The 19,893-nt window shown below is 71.0% G+C and carries 15 protein-coding genes; 9 read left to right on the top strand and 6 right to left on the bottom strand.

What is annotated here, in order from left to right:
- Positions 1-78: 78 nt before the first annotated feature.
- From AB0C84_RS19935 to AB0C84_RS19910, 6 genes are all read right to left on the bottom strand, one after another.
- Entirely contained in the window at positions 79-441 is a 363-nt protein-coding gene (locus AB0C84_RS19935) for a transcriptional regulator (RefSeq protein WP_361068173.1), read from the bottom strand.
- The gene (locus AB0C84_RS19930) at positions 438-1,208 is read right to left on the bottom strand and encodes a hypothetical protein (RefSeq protein WP_361068170.1); all 771 of its coding nucleotides are present in this window, start codon (positions 1,206-1,208) and stop codon (positions 438-440) included. The genes AB0C84_RS19935 and AB0C84_RS19930 overlap by 4 nt, the downstream gene beginning before the upstream one ends.
- Before the next feature lie 210 nt (positions 1,209-1,418).
- The gene (locus AB0C84_RS19925; RefSeq protein WP_361068167.1) at positions 1,419-2,486 is read right to left on the bottom strand and encodes a hypothetical protein; all 1,068 of its coding nucleotides are present in this window, start codon (positions 2,484-2,486) and stop codon (positions 1,419-1,421) included.
- Between the two features lie 637 nt (positions 2,487-3,123).
- The gene (locus AB0C84_RS19920) at positions 3,124-3,366 is read right to left on the bottom strand and encodes a hypothetical protein (RefSeq protein WP_361068164.1); all 243 of its coding nucleotides are present in this window, start codon (positions 3,364-3,366) and stop codon (positions 3,124-3,126) included.
- A 68-nt stretch (positions 3,367-3,434) separates the two neighbouring features.
- The gene (locus AB0C84_RS19915) at positions 3,435-4,448 is read right to left on the bottom strand and encodes a ketoacyl-ACP synthase III (protein WP_361068161.1); all 1,014 of its coding nucleotides are present in this window, start codon (positions 4,446-4,448) and stop codon (positions 3,435-3,437) included.
- Complete coding sequence (locus AB0C84_RS19910; RefSeq protein WP_361068158.1) at positions 4,445-4,993, bottom strand: GNAT family N-acetyltransferase; 549 nt, start codon at positions 4,991-4,993, stop codon at positions 4,445-4,447. The genes AB0C84_RS19915 and AB0C84_RS19910 overlap by 4 nt, the downstream gene beginning before the upstream one ends.
- A gap of 130 nt (positions 4,994-5,123) precedes the next feature.
- Here AB0C84_RS19910 and AB0C84_RS19905 point away from each other — a divergent pair, with 130 nt between their 5' ends.
- The 9 genes from AB0C84_RS19905 to AB0C84_RS19865 all read left to right on the top strand — a co-directional run bounded on the left by AB0C84_RS19905 (position 5,124) and on the right by AB0C84_RS19865 (position 19,887).
- On the top strand, positions 5,124-6,371 hold the full coding sequence (locus AB0C84_RS19905; protein WP_361068327.1) for an acyl-CoA dehydrogenase family protein: 1,248 nt from the start codon (positions 5,124-5,126) through the stop codon (positions 6,369-6,371).
- Positions 6,368-7,627, top strand: coding sequence for a hypothetical protein (locus AB0C84_RS19900; protein WP_361068155.1), 1,260 nt, complete (start codon positions 6,368-6,370; stop codon positions 7,625-7,627). Before AB0C84_RS19905 ends, AB0C84_RS19900 begins: the two co-directional genes overlap by 4 nt.
- The gene (locus AB0C84_RS19895) at positions 7,624-8,481 is read left to right on the top strand and encodes a 3-hydroxyacyl-CoA dehydrogenase NAD-binding domain-containing protein (protein ID WP_361068152.1); all 858 of its coding nucleotides are present in this window, start codon (positions 7,624-7,626) and stop codon (positions 8,479-8,481) included. The genes AB0C84_RS19900 and AB0C84_RS19895 overlap by 4 nt, the downstream gene beginning before the upstream one ends.
- Before the next feature lie 37 nt (positions 8,482-8,518).
- Positions 8,519-8,821 (top strand): phosphopantetheine-binding protein, encoded by a 303-nt coding sequence (locus AB0C84_RS19890; RefSeq protein ID WP_361068149.1) that lies wholly within the window; start codon positions 8,519-8,521, stop codon positions 8,819-8,821.
- A 3-nt stretch (positions 8,822-8,824) separates the two neighbouring features.
- The gene (locus AB0C84_RS19885; protein WP_361068146.1) at positions 8,825-9,868 is read left to right on the top strand and encodes a TauD/TfdA family dioxygenase; all 1,044 of its coding nucleotides are present in this window, start codon (positions 8,825-8,827) and stop codon (positions 9,866-9,868) included.
- Positions 9,868-10,902 carry a TauD/TfdA family dioxygenase gene (locus AB0C84_RS19880; RefSeq protein ID WP_361068143.1) on the top strand — a complete coding sequence of 345 codons (1,035 nt, stop codon included), beginning with the start codon at positions 9,868-9,870 and terminating at the stop codon, positions 10,900-10,902. The genes AB0C84_RS19885 and AB0C84_RS19880 overlap by 1 nt, the downstream gene beginning before the upstream one ends.
- 72 nt (positions 10,903-10,974) lie before the next feature.
- A complete protein-coding gene (locus tag AB0C84_RS19875; RefSeq protein ID WP_361068140.1) occupies positions 10,975-15,393 on the top strand; it encodes a condensation domain-containing protein in 4,419 nt (1,472 codons plus the stop codon).
- 29 nt (positions 15,394-15,422) lie between these two features.
- On the top strand, positions 15,423-18,593 hold the full coding sequence (locus tag AB0C84_RS19870; protein WP_361068137.1) for an amino acid adenylation domain-containing protein: 3,171 nt from the start codon (positions 15,423-15,425) through the stop codon (positions 18,591-18,593).
- 40 nt (positions 18,594-18,633) lie between these two features.
- Entirely contained in the window at positions 18,634-19,887 is a 1,254-nt protein-coding gene (locus tag AB0C84_RS19865; RefSeq protein ID WP_361068134.1) for an aminotransferase class I/II-fold pyridoxal phosphate-dependent enzyme, read from the top strand.
- Positions 19,888-19,893 lie beyond the last annotated feature (6 nt).

The following is a 19,893-nucleotide window of genomic DNA, read 5'->3' as shown; positions in this document are numbered from 1 at the left end:
TCCCTTCGTGTGAACGCCTGAGCCGAACTCGCCGTCGTCACGGCCGTGACGGCCGCGGTTTTCGCGAGGCCGACCACATCATTCGCCTTCGGCCGCCTCCGCGGGGTCCGCGACCCCGTCGAGGCGGGCGACCAGATCGCGCAGGGCGGCCAACTCCTCTGCCAGCGCACGTGACCCCTTCGGGGTCAGACTGAGCCAGGTCCGGGGACGGCGTCCGTGATAGCCCTTGTGAATCTCGATATAGCCGGCCTCGTCCAGCGTCCGCAGATGCCGGGACAGATTGCCGTCGGTGAGGTTCAGGGTGTCGCGCAGATATCCGAACTCGGCACGGTCGACCTCGTGCAGCACCGTCATGATGCCGAGACGGGTGCGATGGTGGACGGTGTCGTTGAGGCCTTGCGTGGGGTGCGGTGCCCCTGGCCGCCCGCTGGTCTCCCTCATGCCCGGACCGGGGCCGCGGCGCTGGCCGAACGCAGCCGCGCCCACGCCCGCAGCTGGACGACCAGCGCGCCGACCAGCAGGACGGCGGCCAGCAGGATCAGGTTCTGTGCCGGGTTGAGCATTCCATCGATCATGCCGCCCTGCGGGGGCGCGAGCCAAGGCGGGATCTGGCCGAGGCCGTAGCCGTTCATGATGACGCACAGCCCCCCGTACACGAGGCCGCAGACCGCGACCCCCGGGCTCCGCTCCACCTTGGCCAGGACCAGCAACCCGACCGCGATCGCCAGCAGAGGACTGACCACGGCACTCGCCACGAAAGTCTCTCCGAGGGGCGGAGACGCATCCTGTGCGCCATGGTCCTGAGCGAATACGGCGAGTAGGAACACGGCGAACAGCGCCGCGCCCGCGTACGCCCATGGGCGCCAACGCACGGCGAGGCCGACGCGGGCGGCCCGCCGCCGGTACCACCAGGCGCATGCCAGGTAGCTCAGTGGCCCTGTGATCAGCCAGAACGCGATCGAGAGGGCTCCCGATCGGTCGAACCCGCCCAGCCCCGCATAGCCGCTCGCCGAACCGGGTCTGCTCGCGCCGCCGCCGTCCGGCAGCGTCTCCATCGCGTGGAAGGGGTGGGAGTACAGGGGGATCGAGGCCAGGGTCAGCAGGCCGAAGATCATCAGCGGGACCGCCGCCCCGCGCGCACGGGCACGGGTGAGCCGCCGCAGCCTGGCCACCTCGTCGAGTATCCGGTCGGGGGACTGTGGATCCATGATGACCCCTCCAGCACGTCGCGCTTGGAAAGTACTTTGCATCAGCGAGTACTTTCGCGTCAAGAGTGCCGGTGACGCTCGCAGAGCAGGGGGACGATCGGGGCGGCGGGTCACGCGTCGGTCGGCGTGGTCGGCCCGCCGGCCGGAAGTTCCGCGCATAGAAAGGAGTACGGCGGGGAGGATGGGTCCTCCCCGCCGCAGGTGCCGGGATCAGCCCTCAGGCTTCTCCTTGCTCCGGACGCGCGCGACGTACGTCAGGACCAGGCGGACGAGCCTGGTGCTCCGGACGTACCTGACGCACATCTGCATCAGGCGGGCGATCCTGGGGGGAAGGCCGTCGAGCCAGGTCGAGAACTTCGACGGCTTGTCCCCGTCCGGGATCCGGGCGCGCGTGACGCCCACTTCCGCGGCGATGACCAGCCCGGCCCCTGCCCAGTTGGCCAGGGTCGGGAATTGGCCGGCGAGCATGCCGTCGACCATCGCCAGCCCGTTGTCCACGGGCATGACACCGGCGTGGGTCGTGACCGTCAGGCCACGCTTCCACGCCGCGTTGATCATCAGCAGGGCGACGGTGCCCAGGGTGCCCGAGATCGAGCAGATGACCCAGGCCTCCGTGCTGACGTGGAGCAGCGCTCCGGGCGCCTCGGCGGAGAAGAGCATCCCCGTGAGGAGGATCATGGTGGGCAGCCTTGCCAAGGTCGCCACCGTGTTGACTTCCTCCCGCTTGAGGCCGGACGTCACCGTTGCGTAGACGTGGTAGGCGAAAGCCACCAGTCCGATGAGCCCGAAGCCCACGAGGTCGCCCGACCCCAGGCCGTCGACCAGCAGGAACACGGACGCGGCGGCGAAGAGCGGCCACACGAGCGCCCACTTCCGCTTGGCGCGGATGATCCTGAAGGTCATGGCGGCCATGGCGCCGAAGACGAACGCCAGACACGTGATCGTCCCGTAGGGGACGAGTGTCATGGCCGCCCGCGCTGCGACGAGGCTGATGACGCTCGATCCGCCGATGGCGAGCGCCCTCCACCACACCGGCCATCCGGCCCTGAAAGCCGGCCTGACCCAGACCCACAGCACCGCAGTGCCGATGAGGGTCTGCAGGAAGGAGGTCATGATGGGCCCCTCCTCCTTGATGGTGTTGAAGAAGAGCTGGAGGACGACGCCTATCTCGCCGACCACCAGCGCCGCCATCACGAGGAAGGCGAGCCTGCCCTGCGGCGGAGCGGCTTCGCTGGGTTCACCCAGCTTGGCGGCCCCGTTTCCTTTGGTGAAGCCCATTTGGGGGACTCCCCTTTCGGTGCACGGTGCACCAGGAAGTCCCGGGTGTCCGCCCGGCTCTCCCTGGTTGCACCTAGCTGACAGTGCAACTCGCTGAGAGAGCCGGAACAGGCTCTTCTTTGAGTTTCAATCGGATGCTAACAGGATGATCGCTTCATCGAAAGTGTTATTCTGTCAAGCGTGTAAGCCCCTCTTCATTGCGGCGGACTAGTCACCCGTCGGCAGGGGCGCACAGGAGCGGCGGATCGGCCTTAGCGGAGGGAACGTTCACTGGACGTCCCGCCCGGTGCACGAGGCCGGTCCGCCGTTTCTTTTCTTCGCAGCTCACGGGCATGACAGAGCATGAAACGGCGGGAATGGACGCCATTTTGGATCGTTCCTATATTGTCGGCCGAGTCGTCCTGAGGCCGGTCGCGTGCCGAAATGCTCGACTGGCGGGCCGGGTGGTCCCTTGACAGTCCGGCGAGCAGGGCATGACCGTGCGATGGACTGATCGCGCCTGTTCAGAAGGTATTAGAACGGTCCAAAATACTGTCGCCGCTAAAAAATCGGTTGTAGCGGGCCCGAAATGACCGCTTCGCTGCGCGATGGACGTCCCTGGCTCGGCGAAGTCGCGGCATCGGCATCGGCGCCGGTATCAGCCGGTCCGGGGAACCTCGTCATTAACGGCCTCGCCGGTGATGCGCCAGCCGGCGAGGCTGGACATGTGGACGACGCCCTTGTCGTCGCGGTGAAGTTCGTACACCCAGAGCGACAGGTCCGGCTTGAAGACGGAGGCGACCAGGACGTAACGGTCGCCAGTACGGTCCTCAACGATCAGTGACGGGTGCACGGGGATGCGGATGTCGGCGGCCTCGGGCACGGTAGGAAACGGGGTCATCTCTCCGCCCTTCGAGCGTTGGCGAGACGGTCTTCTCTCCGGGCCGGGCGGCCGCGGGCCCACCGTGGTCAGTACCAGGTGAGGACCACGGACCCGGCGGTCATTCCCCCGCCGATGGAGGCGAGCAGCACCCGCTCGCCCCGCCGCAGCGGCCGCCTGGCGTGTTCCGCCGCGAGCGTGATCGGTATGGACGCGGCAGCGGTGTTGCCGTAGCGCGGCGCCGTGAGCGCGAGCTTCTCGCGATCGAGGCCCATCGCCGCGGCCAGCTCCTCGACGAGGCGGACGTTCCCCTGGTGGAACACGATTCTGTCGATTTCACTCAAGGAGACGCGGGCTTCCTCCAGTGTCCGGCGGACCACTTTCGGTACGAACTCCAGCGCCCATTCGCGGACGGCGCGTCCGTCCATCCTGAAGAGGTGCTCCCCGTCCGCCAGCCGATCGGGGGTGAGCGGCCTGTCGGTGCCCCCGCCCCTGATCTGGACGTGCGCGGCTCCCGCCCCGTCCGCCAGCAAGAATGATCCGGCCATGCCGTAGCCTTCCGGCACCCTGCCGACCAGTGCCGCCCCGGCGCCGTCACCGAAGAGGCTGACCGTGCGCCGATCGGTCCTGTCCACCACCGCGGAATACTTGTCGGCGCCGATGACCAGCGCCAGCCGGAGCCCGGGGCGAGCGGCGACGAACGCCTCGGCGATGGTGAGCGCGTAGAGGAAGCCCGAGCAGACGGCGTTGACGTCGAACGCGGGAACGTAGGCCAGCCCGAGTTCCTCCTGCACCAGCACGGCGGTGGACGGTTGCGGCCGATCAGGTGTGGAAGTGGCGACGATGACCAGACCGATGTCGCTCCTGGTCCGCTCGTCGTCGAGAAGCGGGCGTGCCGCGTTGACCGCCAACCTCGACGTCGGTGTGCCGGCGGGTGCGTAGCGGCGTTCGAGGATGCCGGTCTTGCGCACGATCCACTCCGGTGCCGCTCCCGACCACGCCGCGATCTCGTCGTTGTTCACGATTCGCTGCGGGACGTAGCCGTTCACCGAAACGATGCCGGCGGCCATCCCGGACCGCGCCGCACTCCCGCCCTCGCTCACGTCTCGGTCACCTCGACCAGGCGCGGGGTCTCGCGGACCTTGGCGCGCCGCTGGAGCAGCACACCCGACGGCTGGTCCGGCCGGTGGACGACCCGCACCAGTTCCCATCCCTGCCGCAGGTAGTAGTCCGTCAGGGGCGTGTTGCCGGTCCACGCGTCACCGCGGATCCAGTGCGCTCCCTCCCTGGCGGCCCGGGAGGCGGCCCAGTCCACCAGGTCGGCTCCGAGCCCGGTGCCGGCGTGCTCCCGGGATACAAGCGACAGGTAAATGTATCGATGGGGTTCGGCCTCCTCCTCCGGCAGCCAGAGGCCGGGCTGCGTGCGCGGCTTGATCGTCACCATGCCGGCCGGTCGCCCGCGTTCGTCGATCGCGCACCAGGTCTGCCGGTGGTGGATGGACGCCAGGATGGCCGCCTTCATCATCTCGGGTTCCAGGCGGGGCTCCTGCCATTGGTCGATGCCGCGCCCGGCCAGCCATCTCAGGGTGCTGTCGTATATGTCCAGCAGCCCGCCGAGATCTGCCGGGGTAGCCATCCGCAACAGCACGTTTTCTCCTTAGTGAAGGCGCTCATCAGTTCTGGAGTGCACGCCTACGGCCGCTTCAACAGATGCCTCAGGCGCGGCGGGCGGGCAAGTCCCGCGTTTGCGTGACATGCCTTGGGACGCGGTGACGGACATGCTCTGCATGTGGGTCGCCCGGCGGCACATGCGCGGCATCGTTCGCCATGTGCCGATCGCCGCCCATGCCCTCAGGAGGTACTGCGTGGATTTTGCGATAAGCCCGAGACAGCGAGAGCTGTGCGCAGAAACAGTTCGTTTTGCACGCCAGGAGTTGGGCGGACGCACCGACGAATCCGACAGGTCGGGGAGCCTCGACACCGAAGGCTGGCGGAAGGCCGCCGAGTTCGGGGCACTGGGCTGGCCTGTGCCCCGCGAGCACGGCGGTTCCGGGTTCGATCCGCTCACCTCGGCGCTGGCCTTCGAGGCGCTCGGCTACGGATGCTCGAACAACGGCCTGCTCTTCGCGATCAACAATCATGTCTGGGCCTGCGCGATCTACCTGGTCAAGCACGGCACCGAGCGGCAGAAGGCCCGCTGGCTGCCGGAACTGTGCAGGGGAGCGGTCGTCGGCGCGCACGCCCTGACCGAGCCGCAGGCGGGTTCGGACATGCTGGCGCTGGCCGCCACCGCGCACCGGGACGGCTCGGGCTGGGTGCTGAACGGAACCAAGACCTTCATCAGCAACGGCTCGTGCGCGGACCTCTTCGTCACGTTCGCGAGGACCAGTGAATCGGAGGGCTCCGAGCGCGCGCTGTCGGCGTTCCTGGTGCCCGCCGACGCGCCCGGAGTGCGGGTCACGCGCGAGCTGGAAAAGGCCGGTCTGCGCGGTGCCCCCATGGGGGAGATCCAATTCTCGGACGTCCGGCTCGACGCGGATCAACTGCTGGGCCGGGAGGGCGCCGGGTACCAGATATTCACGTCGACGATCGAGTGGGAACGCGGTTTCCTCTTCGCCAGTGGCGTCGGGACAATGCGGCGGCTGCTGGAGACATGTGTCGAGCACGCCGCGAAACGTGAACAGTTCGACCGGCCGATCGGGTCATTCCAGGCCGTGTCCCACACGCTGGCCGACATGCGAATACGTCTCGAACTCGCGCAGTTGACGCTGTACAAGTTCGGCTGGCTGAAGCGGGAGGGGCGGCTGGCCATGCTGGAGTCGTCGATCCTCAAGCTCGTCGTCAGCGAGGGTCTGCTCCAAACCGCCCTGGAGGCGGTCCAGCTCCACGGCGCGCGCGGCTACCTCACCGAGGGCGGGATCGAACGGGAGGTGCGCGACGCGCTCGCCGGCACGATCTACGGCGGTACGTCGCAGATCCAGCGGTCGATCATCGCGAGCCTGCTCGGCCTGCCGGGTGCGCCATGAGCACGCGGCCGAGCACGCACGGCCGGCCCGGAGCGAGCACGACCGAGCACACGATCCGGCTGCCGCGTCCGGTCCCCGCCGGACTCGCCGCCGAGCTGGCCAGACGGATCTTCTTCGTCTCCGAGAGCATCGTGGGCTTCCGGCTGCTGCGCGGTACGGACGACGCCGTGGACGCGGTGGCGCTGCGGACCGGCGCGGCCGAGCCGGCCGCGGAGCTCGCCCGCAAGCTCCGGCACATGGTCGGCGCGGACGTCCTCGGCCAGCTGACCCGTCCCCCCAAGGTGATCTGGCGCTCGGCGCGCACGGCGGACACGCGGCCCGGCGTCTTCGAGGCGCTGGCGGATCGGGGGGCGGCCTTCGAGGCGGGCGAGGGCCAGGTCGCGGTCGGCGAGCCCATCCTGACGATCATGGATCGGTTCGACGGCATGCTGCGGGAGATCGCCGTCGCCGAGCTCGGCGCCACCGAGTTCCGCTATCCCACGCTCGTTCCGACCGGGGCCCTGCAACGCAGCGGGTACTTCTCCGCGTTCCCCCAGCACGTCATGCTCGCCACCCGGCTGCGGGGCGACCTGGACGTCTACCGGGAGTTCACCGAGCGGGACGAAGGCGATGGAGACGTCGGCGAGGCGATGCTCGCCCACTGCCGCAACGCGGACTACTGCCTGCCTCCGACCATGTGCTACCACACCTTCCACCAGTACGCGGGGAAGCGGCTGCCGTCGCCGTCCACGGTGGTCACCGCCCGCGGAAAGTCGTTCCGGTACGAGGGCCGCTACCACGCCTCGCTGGAGCGGCTGTGGGACTTCACGATCCGGGAGATCGTGTTCATGGGGGAGCGCGACCGGGTCCTGGACGGCCGGCAACGCTTCCTGCGACGGGCCGTCGAGCTGGTGGAGCGGTTCGGCCTCTCCGGACGCTGCGAGGTGGCCACGGACCCGTTCTTCTGCGCCGCGGACGGCGCGGAGCGCGTCTCCGCGCAGCGGCTGCTCGAACTGAAGTACGAGCTGCGGCTGGACATCGCCCCGGACGCCACGGTCGCCGTCGGCTCGTTCAACTTCCACGAGCAGCACTTCGGGACGGCGTTCGACATCACCGGCCGCGACCGCGGACCGATCTGGACCGGGTGCGTGGGGTTCGGGCTGGAGCGGCTGGCCTACGCCTTCGTCTGCCAGCACGGGCTCGACGAGAGCGGCTGGCCGGAAGAGTTCCTCGGCGGCGAACGCGGCCGCCCGCACGATAGGGGAGTCGATCGATGATCAACGCGGTCGGAGTCGTCGGCGCCGGCACCATCGGCACCGGGGTCGCCCATGCCTTCGCCGAGGCGGGGTACCCCGTCGTCCTGGTCGACACCTCCGAGGAGGCGCTGAAGACCGCGAGGGAGACGATCGCGGGGAACGCCCGGCTGCTGCCCGTGGTGGTCGGCCGCGCCCCGACGCGCACGGCCGACGAGATCCTCGCCCTGATCACGCCGTCCACCGAGCTGGGCGACCTTCGCGACGTCGGCTACGTGGTGGAGAACGTGACCGAGAAGTGGGACGTCAAGAAGGACCTCTACCGCGATCTGGACCGCGTCTGCGCGCCGGAGTGCGTCCTCGCGGTCAACACCTCGGCGATTCCCATCACCAGGCTCGCGGGTCGCACGAGCCGACCGGACAAGGTGATCGGCAACCATTTCATGAACCCGGTGCCGGTCATGCCCCTCGTGGAGATCATCCGTGGCTTCCACACGAGCGACGCGACCCTCGAGGTGTCCCGGCGGCTGCTGGCCGACATCGGCAAGGACACCATCCTCGTGGGCGACTCCTCGGGCTTCGTGACCAACCGCGTGCTCATGCTCACGATCAACGAGGCGATCTTCCTGCTGCACGAGCAGGTGTCCTCGCCCACGGACATCGACCGGCTCTTCAAGAAATGCTTCGGGCACCGGATGGGGCCCATGGAGACCGCCGACCTCATCGGCCTCGACACCGTCCTCTATTCGCTCGAGGTCTTGCTGGACGAGTTCAAGGACCCGAAGTACCGGCCGTGCCCGCTGCTGCGCAGGTATGTGGACGCCGGTCTGCTCGGGCGGAAGACCGGACGGGGTTTCCACGTCTATGACCACGACTGACGCCGGCTCGTACCAACGTGGAGGAGGACAGGGACACATGGACGGTGAACTCGGCGGGGACCTGCGGGGACCCGACGACGAGCGGGTGCTCGCCACGGTGCGGGAATTCGTGTCCCGGCACACCGGGGGAGCGTCGATCGCCGACGACGTCGACATCTTCGCCACCGGCTACGTCAGCTCTTTGTTCGCGGTGCAGATCCTCACCTGGGTCGAGCGCACCTTCGATATCGCGGTCGCCGGCGACGATCTGGACATCGCGAACTTCCAGAGCGTCGAGGCCATCACCCGGTTCGTGGCGGGGAAGCGGGCCGTCGCGTCGACCGGGACGATCGGAGGGTGACCGATGGCCAGTCACGCCGGACGGGTGTCGTCCACCGGCGCGGACGCGGCGGCCGGCGGGAAGCCGCGCCTGATGCCGGTGGACGGCGTCGCCGACGCGGCTTCGGCGGCGGCCTGGTTGGCGGACAACCGGGCGGAGATCCTCGCCGAGTTGCGCCGCCATGGAAGCCTGATGATCCGCGGACTGCCGATCGAGTCGCCTGAGCATTTCGCCGCGGCGCGGGATGTGCTCCTCGAAGACCACCTGGAAGTGCCCAGGGAGGAGACGACCCCGCGAACCGGCTACGGGAACGGAATCTTCTCGGCGACCGATCTGCCGCCGGTGCAGCGAATCCGGTTGCACTGCGAGGACAGCTACAGCGTCGTGTTCCCGGGAATCGTGCTGTTCTGCTGCCTGGTTCCGCCCGCGAAGGGCGGTGCCACCACTCTGGGCGATACCCGCCGGCTGCTGGCCGCACTGCCCGAAGATCTGGTCGAACGATTCAGGCGTCGCGGCTGGATGATCGTCCGGAATTTTCAGGAGCATGTGGGAATGCCGTGGCAGCAGGCCTTCGGCACCACGGACCGCGCGGCCGTCGAATCGTACTGCGACCAGAACGAGCTGAGCTACGAGTGGCTGCCGGGCGACCGGCTGCGCACCAGCGGGGTCCGCTCGGCCACGCTCCGGCATCCGGTGACGGGCGAGGAGAGCTGGTTCAACCACGTCGCGGTGTTCAACGAGTGGACCCACGATCCCGAGACCAGGGAGATCCTGGTGGCCGCGTGCGGTGCGGACGGGCTGCCGCAGAACACCTACTACGGCGACGGTTCGCCGATCGACCCCGCGGACGTGGCCGTCATCAACCGGGCCTTCGACGAGGTGATGGTCCGCGAGAGCTGGCGGCGGGGCGATCTGGTGCTGGTGGACAACCTCCTGTGCAGCCACGGGCGTGAACCGTTCACCGGGGACCGCCGGGTCCTGGTCGCCATGGGGGAGCCGCGGCGGATGGTGGAATGCTCGCCGTCGGGGCCGATCGGTCCGGCGGCGTTCGGACCGGGGGAGGACTGATGGACGTGACGGTGAACGACCGGGCCATCGCCGAACTGGGCCTGTCCGTCGGAGAGTCCGGGCCGCCGATCGCCCGGGCGGACGGGACCTCGTCCATGGAGGACGCCCGCGCATGGCTGACCGAGCGGCGCGGCGCGTTCAGTGCGGCGCTGGCCCGGTACGGATGCCTGCTGGTCCGGGGCCTGCCCATCGCGAGTGTGCACGACTTCGCCGGGGCGCGCGACGTCCTGCTCGACCAGAGGGTGAGCTACCGGGAGAAGGCGACGCCGCGCAGCGACTACGGGGAGGGGGTGCTGTCGTCCACCGACCTGCCCAGCGCGCAGGTGATCCGGCTGCACAACGAGAACAGCTACACCCTGGACTTCCCCGGGGTCCTGCTCTTCGGCTGCCTGGTGGCACCGGAGGAGGGCGGGGCCACCACCGTGGCCGACACCCGGGAGGTGCTCGCGAGGATCCCGGCGGAGCTGGCCGACCGCTTCCGGCGGCTGGGGTGGGTGCTCGCGCGCAACTACCGCGAGCATGTCTCCTTGCCGTGGCCGACCGCCTTCGGAACGTCCGACCGCGCCGCGGTGGAGGACTACTGCCGTCGCAGCTCCATCGGGATCAGGTGGCTGCCCGACGACGGTCTGGCGACGACGCAGCGGCGGGCGACGACCATCCACCATCCGGTGACGGGCGAGGAGGTGTGGTTCAACCACATCGCCTTCTGGAGCCGGCACTCGCTCGACCCCGACGTCCGGGACGTGCTCCTGAGCAGCTACGGACCGGACGGGCTTCCCTTCGACACGTTCTACGGGGACGGCAGCCCCATCGACGCCGAGGACGTCGCCGCGCTGAACGCCGCCTACGACGGCGCCCAGCGCCGGGAGTCGTGGCGGGCGGGCGATCTGCTGCTGGTCGACAACATCCTGTCCTGCCATGGCCGCGAGGCCTTCCGCGGCGACCGGAAGATCCTCGTCGCGATGGGCGAGCAGGTCAGCCTGGCCGACTGCCGGCCCACGGTGGAACCCGCGCCCGAACCGGTCGCCGGCTGAGTCCGGCGGCCCGCGGGCCTACGTACCGGTCGATCGCCACTTGGCTTCACAGTCCCTCGAAGGTGGTTACAGATGCGCCCCGACCAAATCGAACGGATCTGCCGGCTGACGCCGTTGCAGGACGGGATGTTCTTCGAGGCGCTGCGCAAGCAGGACTCCGGCGAGACGATCTATCAGCTCTGCCTCCGGCTGGAGGGCGCCCTCAGCCCGTCGCTTCTGCGGGAGTCCTGGCGCGCCGTCCTCCGCAGGCACCCGATCCTGCGCACCTCGTTCCACTACGAGCGGCTGGACCTGCCGGTGCAGGTGGTGAGCCGTGACGCGGATCCCGAGTGGCGGGAGTCGGACTGGCGGGGCACGCCCGCCGAGGAGATCGAGCAGCGGCTGGAGACCATGCTCGCCGAGGACCGGACCCGCCCGTTCGAACTCGGGCGGGCTCCGCTGATGCGCCTGGCCGTGATCCGGGTCGCCGATGACGCGTGGTGGCTGATCTGGTCCTATCACCATCTCCTGCTCGACGGATGGTCGACCTATCTCGTCCTCGACGACGTGTTCGGCTGGTACCGGGAACTCGCCGCCGGACGGCTGCCCGAGCGGCGGATCCCGCGACCGTTCTGGGAGTACGTCGCGTGGACCCAGCGGCAGGACCTCGGGAAGGCCGAGCGCTTCTGGCGCGACCGCCTCGCCGGATTCACCTCACCCACTCCGATCGGCGAAGGGGCCGTCGACCCCCCGGCCGGGAACGGGCCGGAGTTCGACGAGGTCCACGCGACCGTGCCCACGGAGGTGTTCGCGGGGCTGGAGGCTCTGGCCCGGACCCGGCGGCTGACGCTGGGCACCGTGGTGCAGGCGGCGTGGGCGTTGACGCTCAGCCGGTACAGCCGGCGGGAGGACGTCGTCTTCGGCTCGGTGGTCTCCGGCCGTCCACCCGAGTTCGCCGGTGTGGACGACATGGTCGGGTTGTTCATCAACGTCCTCCCCGTCCGGGCCCGGGTCGCCGGAGACGTCTCGCTCGCCGACTGGCTGACCGGGCTCCAGGCGCAGCTGGCCGACGGCCGCGAGTACGACTACAGCCCGCTGGCGCACGTCCAGCGGTGGAGCGAGGTACCGCGCGGCAGCGCGCTGTTCGAGAGCCTGGTCGTCTACATCAACTATCCGGTGCGGCCGAGCTGGACCGATGGGGGGACGGTCAAGGTCGCCGACCTGCGGGTCATCCAGCAGCCGCACTACCCCCTGCACCTGACGGCCGTGCCCGACCAGGGGCGGCTGCGGATGGTCCTCGGCTACGATCCGGCGCGCTTCGGGCGGGGCACGGTCGAGCGCGTCCGCGACCTGGTGGTGGAGATCCTCACCATCGCCGCCACCGATCCCGAGCGCCGCGTCGGTGAGCTGCCGGGATGGCCGGAACCCGACGGGCGGCCGGCGGCGGACGACGCGGGCGCCGTCGCGGCGTCTGGCTGGTCTCTTGACCGGCTGACCGACCAGTGCCTGCGCACTCCGGATGCGCCGGCGGTCGTCTGTGGCGATCTCACACTGACGTACGGGGAACTGGATCGCCGAGCCGAACGCGTCGCCGGTGAGCTGCGCCGCTCCGGGGCCGGCACCGTCGCCGTCGTGCTGGGCCCGTCCCCGGCGCTGCCGGTGAGTCTGCTGGCCGTGGTCAAGGCCGGTGGCACGATCCTTCCGCTGGACCCGGATGACGGCGACGAGCGGATCAGTGCCGCGATGGCCGCGACCGGTGCCGCGGTGGCGCTCTGCGACGGCTCCCTCGCGGACCGGCTGGCCGCGACCGACCGGCTGACGGTGGGTGACGATCTGCACCTCCTGCGTCTGGGCACCGAGCCTCGCGCCGGGCAGCCGGGCGCGGGGTCCGATTCCCGGAGCACCCCTGCGGAGGACGGTTCGGACGCCCCCTCCGGGACGCGCTGGGCGGTGTCGGAGCATGACGCGCAGGGGGCGGCGACCACCTCGATCAGGTACGACGCGCTGGCAGAACTGCTGCACTGGATGGGCGAACACTTCCCGGTGTCCGCCGGCGATCGCGTCGCGCACCTGCGCCCGCCCGGTTCGGCGGAGTCGGTGCGCGACATCTTCTGGACGATGTCCTCCGGCGCGGCGCTGGTTCTCGCGCCGCCCGCGGCCCGGCCGTCCGCCGGGGCGTCCCCGGCCGTCCTCGAAGAGAGCCTCGTCGAGAACGAGGTCACCGTGGCCGTCGTCCCAGGCTCACCCGCCGTGGCACCCGTTCTCGGACGGTGCCGTTCCCTGCGCCTCGTCTTCGTGCCGGGCCCGCTGCCGACGGCGTCGCGGCTTGAGCTCACGCAAGTGACGGGCGCGGATCTGGTGGAGGAATACCGGTTCCCCCATCCGGTGCCGCAGAGTTCGTTCTGGCACGCCGGGACGGGGGAACTCGTCGCGGCGCCGGTCGCGGCGCGCCGCCGCGGCCATCCGCGGGTGCTGCCGTCCGCGGCCGACGCCGACGCCCCCGTGCCCGCGACGAAGTCGGGCGCCCGGCACTGGGCGGCGGAGGCGGCGCTGGCCGGGCATCCGGGCGTGCGGGACGCGGCGGTGACCGTTGCGGCAGGGCCCTCCGGCGAACAACGGCTCACCGCGTACGTCGTGCCGGCCGGCGACTCCGCGCACGGCATGCCGGACGCCTCGGAGCTGGAGGCATTCCTCGCGCTCCGGCTGCCGGCCCGGCTGGTGCCGGCGACGTTCGTACCGCTCACCGCCATGCCGACGGCCCGGGACGGGCAACCGGACCTGGCCGCCCTGCCGGCGCCGGAAGCGGACGCCGCGCCGGAGGCCGTCCCCGTGGCGTCGCCGACCGCCGTGACGGCCGAGGTCCTGACGGGCATCTGGGCACAGGTCTTCGACAGAGCCCCCGCCCTGGACGAGGACTTCTTCGACCTCGGCGGTCACTCGCTCCTCGCGATCAAGCTGGTGTCGCGGATCCGCTCGGCCCTGGGCGTGGACTTCACCCTCAACGACCTGTTCGGCGACCCCACGGTGATCGGCACGGCCCGCGCCGTGATGGCGGCGATGCGCTCCGGGGACACGCTGGAGCCGGAGCGGGCGATCCCGAAGCGCGAGCAGACCGGGCCGGTTCCCGCGTCCTTCGCCCAGGAGCGCCTGTGGATCCTGGACCGGCTCGGCGGGGCGGCGCGCCACGACAACATCCTGCTGCCCTGCCGGCTGCGCGGGCCGGTGGACGTGCCGGCGTTCCGGGCCGCGCTCACCGCCCTGATGGAGCGGCACGAGGTGCTGCGGACCTGTCTCGGCGAGATGGACGGGCGTCCGGTCCAGGTCGTGCACGGGTCGGTGGAGACGCCGCTCGCCGTCAGCGACCTCTCGTCGCTTCCGCTGCCGGAGGCCGAGCGCGGAGCGCGCGCGATGCTGGAGGAGGACAGCGCCCAGCGCTTCGACCTGTCGGCCGCTCCGCTGTTCAAGGTCCGGGTCGTCCGGCTGGCCGAGGACGACCACGTGATCGGCATCTGCCTGCATCACGTGGCGATCGACGGCTGGTCGACCGGCGTGCTCTTCCGCGATCTGGGCGAGCTCTACCAGGCATGCGCCACCGGGCGTGCGGCCGCGCTCCCGCCGCTGACGGCGCAGTACGCCGACTTCGCGACGTGGCAGCGCGGGCGGCTCACCGGCGAGCCCCTCGACGAACTCCTGGGGTACTGGACCGAGGCGCTCAGGGACGCGCCGGAGATGCTCGAACTCCAGCCCGGCCGGCCGCGGCCGGCGGAACGCTCCTACAAGGGCGGCCGGTTCGATGTCGACCTCACGCCCGACGTCCTCCGGACCGTGCGCGAACTGGCCCGCCAAGAGGGCGGCACGCTGTTCATGGTCCTGTTCGCGGCGTTCGCCGTCCTGGTCGCCCGCCGCGCCGGCCGGCGCGACTTCGTCATCGGGGTGCCGGTGGCGGGCCGCTCGCATCCGGACCTGGAGAACCTCGTCGGGTTCTTCGTCAACACCCTCCCGGAGCGTCTCGACCTTTCCGGAGAACCGACGTTCCGCGGGCTCGTGCACCATGTCCGGCGGGTGCACCTGGGCGCCCTCGCCCATGAGGACCTGCCGTTCGAGCGGCTGGTCGGGGAGCTCGGTCCGGATCGCGCCACGGACCGCCTCCCGCTGGTGCAGGTGGCGTTCAACTTCCAGAACGCGCCGTTCGCGCCGCTGCGGTTCGGGGAGGTGGAGGCCACCCTGTTCGAGACCGATCACGAAGTGGCCCGCTTCGACATGGTCGCCGAACTCTACGAACACCAGGACGGCGTCCACTGCATGTTCCACTACTCGGCCGATCTGTTCGAACCGGCCTACGTGCGCCAGTTCGCCGACGAGTACCTGGACCTGGTGCGGCGCCTGGCGGCCGAGCCGGACGGCCCGGTCTTCGCCGCCGCGGACGGTGCGGTGGACGTGCCCGCACAGGTGCGGCAGGCCTTGGACACCTCGAGCTTGAGCCGGCTGCGAGCCCTGCAGGGCCAGGGCTGAGGGTGCGGCGAGCAGAAGGGAGGACCGTGATGATGACGCAAGGGCCGCTGACCGACCGCGACGCGACCGGCGCGGGACCGAACCGGGTCGAGGACGTCTTTCCGCTCACCGCCTGGCAGCAGGCGGCGCTGCTGGCCGATCCCGGCCGGGCCGGCGAAGTGAGCGTCGCGTTCGACGGTCCGTGCGACCTGCCCGCGCTCGTCCGCGCGCTCGCGGGCCTGGTCAGGCGCCATCCAGTGTTGCGCGGCACGGTCGACCTGCCGCCGTCCGGAGGACCGGTGCACCTGGTGCGTCCGGCCCCGGCTAGCGCCTCGGACGAGCTCGCCCTCACCGACCTGCTTTGGACATCCGCCGAAGGCGGCGAGGCCGCCGAACTGCCGACCGGCCCGCTCGGCATGCCCGCTTCCTCGTCCTGCGCCGTGCGGCGATCATCCGATGGCCGGGTGGCGGTCTCGCTCCGGCTCGCCGGGCCGCTGCTCGACAGGCGCAGCGGTGCGCTGCTCACCACCGAGCTGCTTCGCGGTTACGAGGAAGAGCTCCACGGCCGGCGATCCGAGGACGCGCCGCCGGTGACCGGGATGCGCGACATGATCGCAGCGGAGTGGGGCGCCGTCACCGGCGAGGCGACCGAGTACTGGCAGCGAACGCTGGAGCAGGCCCCGGACGGCCTGGCCTGGCGAACACTTGACGCGACGGTCGCGCGCGGCGCTCCAGCGGTGGCGGCCTTGCCCTCCGATCTGGTCTCGCGGCTGCGGCACACCGCCCTGATGCTGGGCACCTCCCAGGACGCGGTACTGCTGGCCGCGTACCTGCGCGTGCTCGCCCTGATCGCCGGCACCGGAACGGCCGGGGCATGGCTGCTGGATGACGTGCGCGGGCCCGCGGGCGTCGGCGAAGAGGCACTGGGGGACTTCCGCTCCCTGCTCCCGGTCTCGATGTCCTGCGACGTCCCGACCTGGGCCTCGCTCGTGGCACGGACGAACGCGGCATTGGCGGCCCACCGGCCTTACCGGCTCTTCCCCGTGGCCGAACTCGTCGAGACGGGCTCGGTCCCGGGCGCCCTGTTCGAGTACTGCGAGATGCCGGCCACCGCTCGACCGTCCGCCGAGTCGCTGGGCCCGGTCGAGCGGACCATCACCGACTCTCCCGTCGCGCCCTTGACCCTCACCGTGGAGGACGCCGCCGACGCCGGAGGCGTGACCCTGCGGCTGTTCCGGCCCGGCGGCGACCCCGGCGAGATCCTCGGCTACTACCTGCGGGCGCTGACCGAGATCACCGCCGACGCGGAACGCGATCCCCGGTCCAGTGCCCCGCTGCTCGGTTCCGTGCCCGCCGGTCCGGTGTCCATCCGGCCCGCCGAGGCGACGCCTCCCTCGTCCGCGGCCGCCGAGGACGCGGTCACGCTGCACGGACTCATCGCCCGGCAGGCGGCCCGGACTCCGGACGCGCCCGCGGTCATCGACGGCGACACCGTGATCGGCTACGCCGAGCTGTACGAACGGGCCACCGTACTGGCCGACCGGATCCGAACGGCCGGCGTCGCGCCGCAGGGCCTGGTCGGAGTGCACGTGCCACCCGGGGCCGACCTGGTCGTCGCGCTGGTCGCGGTGCTGGCCGCGGGCTGCGCGTTCCTCCCCCTGGACGTCCGGTATCCGCGGCGCCGCTGCGAGTTCGCGCTCGGCGACGCCGGCGCCGACCTGCTGCTAACCCGCTCGGACGTCGCGGACCGGCTTGACTTCGCCGGACCCGCGATGCTCCTTGACCGGCGGGAGCTCCTTGACCGGGGGGGCGGCGACCCCGGGGGGCGGCGGTCCTCGCTGGACCGGTCGCCGACCGAGTCCCCCGCCTACGTGCTCTACACCTCCGGCTCCACCGGCCGTCCCAAGGGCGTCGTGATGCCGCACCGCGCCGTGGTGGAGCAGGTGCGGTGGGCGGTGGAGGCCTTCGGGCTGCGGCCCGGCGACCGGGTGGCGCAGCGGACGCCGGTCGCCTTCGACGCCGCGCTGTGGGAGCTCTTCGCCCCGCTGAGCTGCGGAGCGGCCGTCGTCACCGTCCCCTTGGGGGCCGACCGCGACATCGCCGCCCTGGAAACGGTCCTCGCGGAGCATGCCGTCACCGTCCTGCAAGTGGTGCCGAGCCTGCTCGCCGTGCTGGCCGAGGGCGCCGCGCTCACCCGGTGCCCGGACCTGCGGCTGTTGTGCTGCGGTGGTGAGGCGCTGCCGCAGCGTCTGGCCGACGCGGTGCTGGGCCGTACCGGAGCCGCGCTGCTGAACCTCTACGGCCCGACCGAGACCTGCGTCGATGCCACCTGGTGGCGGGCGGAGGCCGGGGCGCCGGGGACGACCGTGCCGATCGGGCGCCCGGTCACGGGCGTGCGGCTGTACCTGCTGGACGAGCTGGGCGAACCGGTCCCCGACGGAACACCGGGCGAGCTCTTCATCGGCGGCGCCCAGCTGGCGTGGGGCTACCGGGGCCGCGCGGGCGAGACCGCCGAACGGTTCGTGCCGGACCACCTGTCCGGCCGGCCCGGAGATCGGCTGTACCGCACCGGGGACCGCGCCCGGCGACTGCCCGGTGGCGAACTGGAGTTCCTCCACCGCACCGACGACCAGGTCAAGGTCCGCGGTGTGCGGACCGAGCCGGGCGAGGTGGAGGCGGCGCTGGCCGACCATCCGCGAGTCCGGCACGCCGCCGTCGTCCCCCACCGGGACGGGGCCGGAGAGGCGTCGGACGGCATGACGCTGACCGCGTTCGTGTCCTGGGCCGGCAGTCCACCGTCCCAGGACGAGGACGCGGTCGCCGACCTCCGGGACCACCTGCGCGGACGGGTTCCCGAGGCGATGGTGCCCACCACGTTCATCGCCCTGGCGGAACCCCCGCTGCTGCCCAACGGAAAGCTCGACCGGCGGCGGCTCCGAAGCCTCGACATCGCCGGCGCCGGCGAGAGGTACCGGCCGCCGGCCGGCCCCGTCGAGGAACGGCTCGCGTCCGGCTTCGCCGAGGTGCTCGGCGTGGACGCGGTGGGAAGGTCCGACGACCTGGCCTGGCTGGGAGCCCGCCCCCTGCAGGCCCTGCGGCTCGCCGGGCGGGTCGGCCGGGAGACCGGTGGCGCCGTCTCGGCCGCCGAGGTCCTGGGCCGGCCGACGGTCGCCCGGCTGGCGGAGGCCGCCCGACCCGAGCGACGCCGAGCCCCATCGTGATCAGCCCGGACCACCCCATCAGCCGGTCTCAGGAGGCATCATGACCGTTCAACAGGACGCCCGGCCGCACACGCTCGCGGGAGGCCGGCTGCGTCCGGCGATCTCCTTCGAGGACGAACGGTTCCTCATGTTCGTCCTCGACGAGATGGCCGGTGACTACGAGCAGCGCTACGACGACGTCATCCGGCTCACGCTCGGCAAGTCCGAACTGCCGCCGGAGCGACCCATCATCGCGGCCATGCTGGACGCGGCGGAGGACTACGCGAAGGCGAGCCTGGTCTTCCCGGGCGGCCTGCCACAGCTGCGCCACCGGCTGTCCGCCGAGTACCAAAGCCGCTACGGCGTCGAGGTGCCGGCCGAACGGTTCGTCGTCAGCGTGGGCACCAGCATGGCCTTCCGGAACCTCACCCAGCTTCTCGCCGGCCCGGGCGACGAGGTGGTCGTGCCCCTGCCCTACTACCCGCTCTATCCGTTCACCGCGCGCCTCGCCGGCGCTCGGGTGCGGCATTACCGCATCGACCTCGACACGCTCCAGGTGGACCTGGACTCGCTGGCCGAAGCGATGAGCGAACGCACCCGTATCGTCGTGGTCAATTCCCCCGGAAACCCGCTGGGGAATGTCATCGATCCCGCCACTTTCCGGCGGATCGACGAGATCGTCGGCGGTCGCGCCGTGGTGATCGCCGACGAAATCTACAATAACGTTCACTTCGACGACGAGCCGTATTCGGCCGTCACCATGGCCGGCGAGATGACCAGTCCGCTGGTGGTGACGAACGCCTTCTCCAAGGCCCACCGGATGTACGCGCGGCGGGTCGGCTACGCCATCGTCCCGGACGAGCTGGTGCACCCGCTCACCGTCATCCAGCACCACACGCTTCTCACCACCGATCCGGTGCCGCAGTTCGGCGCCATCGCGGCGCTCGACCACCAGGAGGGGGTCCGGGAGCTGACCGGGCGCTACGGCGCCCGGCGCGACTACACGCTCGAACGGTTCGGCGAGGTCTCCGCGGTGCGGGCCGTACCTGCCCGGGGCAGCTTCTACCTGACGCTCGACTGCGCCGAGTACCTGCGCCGGCACGACATCCCCGGCTCGCTCGCCCTGGCCGAGCGCCTCATGCGGGCGACGCGGGTGGCGACCGTGCCCGGCTCGGACTTCGGGTTGCCGGACACGCTGCGGCTCTCCTACACCTCCGCCCGCTACGAGGAGGGCATCGACCGGCTGGCCGGCTTCTTCACCGGGGCCCCTCCGGACGATGCGGACGTCGACGCCGACGTCGTGCGACAAGGCTGAGGAATC

Source organism: Actinomadura sp. NPDC048955 (assembly GCF_040649435.1).
GTDB lineage: Bacteria > Actinomycetota > Actinomycetes > Streptosporangiales > Streptosporangiaceae > Spirillospora > Spirillospora luteofluorescens.
The sequence above is the reverse complement of the archived record's forward strand: the minus strand, read 5'-3'. Positions and strand labels throughout refer to the sequence as shown.